The sequence below is a fragment of the Citrobacter sp. Cpo089 genome, from assembly GCF_030332695.1.
Lineage (GTDB): Bacteria > Pseudomonadota > Gammaproteobacteria > Enterobacterales > Enterobacteriaceae > Citrobacter > Citrobacter portucalensis.
In genome coordinates, this window is record NZ_JAOWHJ010000063.1 from 1 (window position 1) to 3,485 (window position 3,485).

At 51.6% G+C, this 3,485-nt stretch carries 3 protein-coding genes and 3 tRNA genes; all 6 read right to left on the reverse strand.

Going from position 1 to position 3,485, the window contains the following annotated elements:
* Window positions 1–65 precede the first annotated feature (65 nt).
* Window positions 66–152 (reverse strand) — tRNA-Leu (locus OGX92_RS14740).
* A 12-nt stretch (window positions 153–164) separates the two neighbouring features.
* Window positions 165–238 (reverse strand) — tRNA-Cys (locus OGX92_RS14745).
* Between the two features lie 52 nt (window positions 239–290).
* Window positions 291–366, reverse strand: a tRNA-Gly gene (locus OGX92_RS14750).
* A gap of 151 nt (window positions 367–517) precedes the next feature.
* Window positions 518–1,066 carry a CDP-diacylglycerol--glycerol-3-phosphate 3-phosphatidyltransferase gene (gene pgsA / locus OGX92_RS14755; protein WP_003030490.1) on the reverse strand — a complete coding sequence of 183 codons (549 nt, stop codon included), beginning with the start codon at window positions 1,064–1,066 and terminating at the stop codon, window positions 518–520.
* Window positions 1,067–1,121: 55 nt separating this feature from the next.
* Window positions 1,122–2,954 (reverse strand): excinuclease ABC subunit UvrC, encoded by a 1,833-nt coding sequence (gene uvrC, locus OGX92_RS14760; RefSeq protein ID WP_003834021.1) that lies wholly within the window; start codon window positions 2,952–2,954, stop codon window positions 1,122–1,124.
* A partial coding sequence (gene uvrY, locus OGX92_RS14765) for a UvrY/SirA/GacA family response regulator transcription factor (RefSeq protein ID WP_286586726.1) occupies window positions 2,951–3,485 on the reverse strand: 535 nt, incomplete at its 5' end. The genes uvrY and uvrC, both read right to left, overlap by 4 nt.

Sequence of the window (3,485 nt, forward strand, 5' to 3'; positions counted from 1 at the left end):
AAAAAAACCACCCGTAGGTGGTTTCACGACACTGCTTATTGCTTTGATTATTCTGTTCTTTCCCATGGTACCCGGAGTGGGACTTGAACCCACACAGCGCGAACGCCGAGGGATTTTAAATCCCTTGTGTCTACCGATTCCACCATCCGGGCTCGGGAAGAAATTGGAGGCGCGTTCCGGAGTCGAACCGGACTAGACGGATTTGCAATCCGCTACATAACCGCTTTGCTAACGCGCCGAAATCTTCTGGCTTTACAGCCAGACATCCGCTATTGCCGATGTCTTAAATTTGGAGCGGGAAACGAGACTCGAACTCGCGACCCCGACCTTGGCAAGGTCGTGCTCTACCAACTGAGCTATTCCCGCATCACCAAGTAACTTTGTTAATCACTTGATTTTGTTATCGTCTGGCAATCAGTGCTGCCGTTCGATGCGTTGCATTCTACTTACCTGACGCAATGAGTCAACGATATTTTTCACCACTAACGATCGTTTGCTGAAATTTGCGTCGAAACGATCACTGATCAAGCAAATCTCCACGTGCAGCGCTCAAATACTGGAACATTGACCACAAAGTCAGTATCGCGGCGACGAAGAAAAGTGCGATCCCAGCATACTCTACCCAGATATTTGGACGCCACAGCAGCCAGGCCAGAGCAGCCATTTGCGAAGTGGTTTTCACTTTACCGATCCAGGATACGGCTACGCTGCTGCGTTTACCCAGTTCGGCCATCCATTCACGCAGTGCAGAGATGATAATTTCACGCGCAATCATTGTTGCGGCAGGAAGCGTCACCCACCAGCTGTGGTAATGCTCGGTCACCAGGACCATCGCGATAGCCACCAGCACCTTATCAGCGACCGGATCGAGGAAGGCGCCAAAACGCGTGCTTTGGTTCCAGCGGCGTGCCAGAAAACCGTCAAACCAGTCAGTGACCGCTGCGATACAGAAGATCAGCGCACAAACAAAGGGAGCCCAGGTGAATGGCAGGTAAAAAGCCAATACAAAGAATGGGATCAGGATGACGCGAAACAGCGTGAGCAACGTAGGGATATTAAATTGCATATGACGGATAACTATCTGTTGTCAGTGAAATTACCCCTATGTTGCTACAGAGGGCCTAATGTTTCAACGAGTAGAAGATCTTTTCTGCCAGAGCTTGCGAAATACCCGGCACTTTTGCAATTTCTTCGATACTTGCGTTACGAAGACCTTGCAAACCTCCCATATATTTCAACAACATCTGGCGACGCTTTGGCCCGACACCTTCGATGGTCTCAAGCGTACTGGTGCTTTTCACTTTCGCCCGCTTTTTACGATGCCCGCTAATCGCATGATCGTGAGATTCATCGCGGATATGCTGGATAACGTGCAATGCTGGCGAATCCGGCGGCAGGCTAAAGCCCTCACCTTCCGGCTCAAAGAACAGCGTTTCCAGACCGGCTTTACGATCGGCCCCTTTTGCCACCCCCAGCAAGAGTGGGTGCTGTTTGTCCCAGGGAACGTCCAGCTCAGCAAAAACGGCTTTCGCCTGCCCTAACTGACCTTTACCACCATCGATCAATATGACGTCCGGAATCTTACTTTCTTCAATCGCCTTCCCGTAACGCCGACGTAAGACCTGATTCATCGCCGCATAATCATCACCCGGCGTAATACCGGTAATGTTGTAGCGACGATATTCTGCACGCAGCGGGCCATTGGCATCAAAGACCACGCAGGAGGCTACCGTCTGCTCGCCCATCGTATGGCTGATGTCGAAGCACTCCATACGCTTCACCGCAGGTAACTTCAACACCGATGCCAGCGCCGTCAGACGTTGCGTAATCGTCGACTGCTGAGAAAGTTTCGTGGTGAGCGCCACTGCCGCGTTGGTCCGCGCCAGCTTCAGATAACGCGCGCGATCCCCTCGCGGTTTCGTCTGCACGTTAATCTTCCTGCCGGCCAGTTCAGACAGAGAGTCTGCCAGCAGGGTTTTATCGCTAAGATTAAAATCGAGCAGGATTTCCCCGGGTAAGGTACGCATCTGGCTCCCCTGCAGATAAAACTGCCCGACAAAGGTTTCGACGACCTCGCCGAGTTCCGTGCCACCGGGTACTTTCGGGAAATAGCTGCGGCTGCCCAGCACTTTACCCTGGCGAATAAACAGAACGTGCACACAGGCCATACCGGCGTCAAACGCCACGCCAATGACGTCCAGATCGTCTCCGGTATTAGAGACAAACTGTTTTTCTGTTACGCGGCGTACAGCCTGAATTTGGTCACGAATGCGCGCAGCCTCTTCAAATTCGAGATTTTGGCTGGCCTTTTCCATGCGGGCGATCAGCTGCGTTAATACCTGATCGTCCTTTCCGGACAGAAACAGACGAACATACTCGACCTGCTGAGCATACTCTTCCTCACTCACCAGACCCGCGACACACGGGCCGAGACAGCGGCCAATCTGATATTGCAGACAAGGCCGAGAACGGTTGCGATAAACGCTGTTTTCGCACTGGCGGATAGGGAATATTTTCTGCAACAGCGCCAGCGTTTCACGCACCGCATAACCGTTAGGGAACGGTCCAAAGTACTCGCCTTTGGCATGCTTTGCCCCGCGATGCATCGCCAGACGCGGGTGGGTATCGCCGCTAAGGAATATAAAAGGGTAGGATTTATCATCGCGCAGCAATACGTTATAGCGCGGCTGATACAGCTTGATGTAGTTGTGCTCAAGCAATAACGCTTCGGTTTCAGTGTGCGTTACCGTGACATCAATCTGCTGGATTTGCGCGACCAGCGCTTCGGTCTTGCGTGACGCAAGATTACTACGGAAGTAGCTAGAAAGCCTTTTTTTCAGGTCTTTCGCTTTCCCGACATAGATAACCGTCCCGGCGGTATCATACATACGATAGACGCCGGGCTGACTGGTCACGGTTTTCAGGAACGCTTTGGCATCAAACTGATCGGTCACTGGCTTGTTAATGTCTCCGCATTACACAGTCCATGGCGAATTGCCAGGTGAGTCAGCTCTACATCGCCATGAATGTTTAATTTACTGAACATTCGATAGCGATAGCTGTTCACCGTTTTAGGGCTAAGATTCAGTTGCTCTGAGATCTCATTGACCTTCTGACCTTTGGTGATCATCAGCATAATCTGCAACTCGCGTTCAGACAAACTGGCAAACGGTGTTTCCGTTTTCTCAGGCTCAATCTGGCTGAGCGCCATTTGCTGAGCGATATCGGAGGCAATATAACGCTGCCCGGAAAAAACCGAACGAATCGCACTCACTACTTCCTGGGGGGCGGCGCCTTTGCTGAGATACCCTGCGGCCCCTGCCTGCATAACTTTTGCAGGTAATGGGTTTTCAGTGTGTACCGTCAGCATGATCACTTTAATGTCTGCCGTGGAACGCGCAATTTTGCGGTGATGCTGCCAACTTACTGATTTAGTGTATGATGGTGTTTTTGAGGTGCTCCAGTGGCTTCTGTTTCTATCAGCT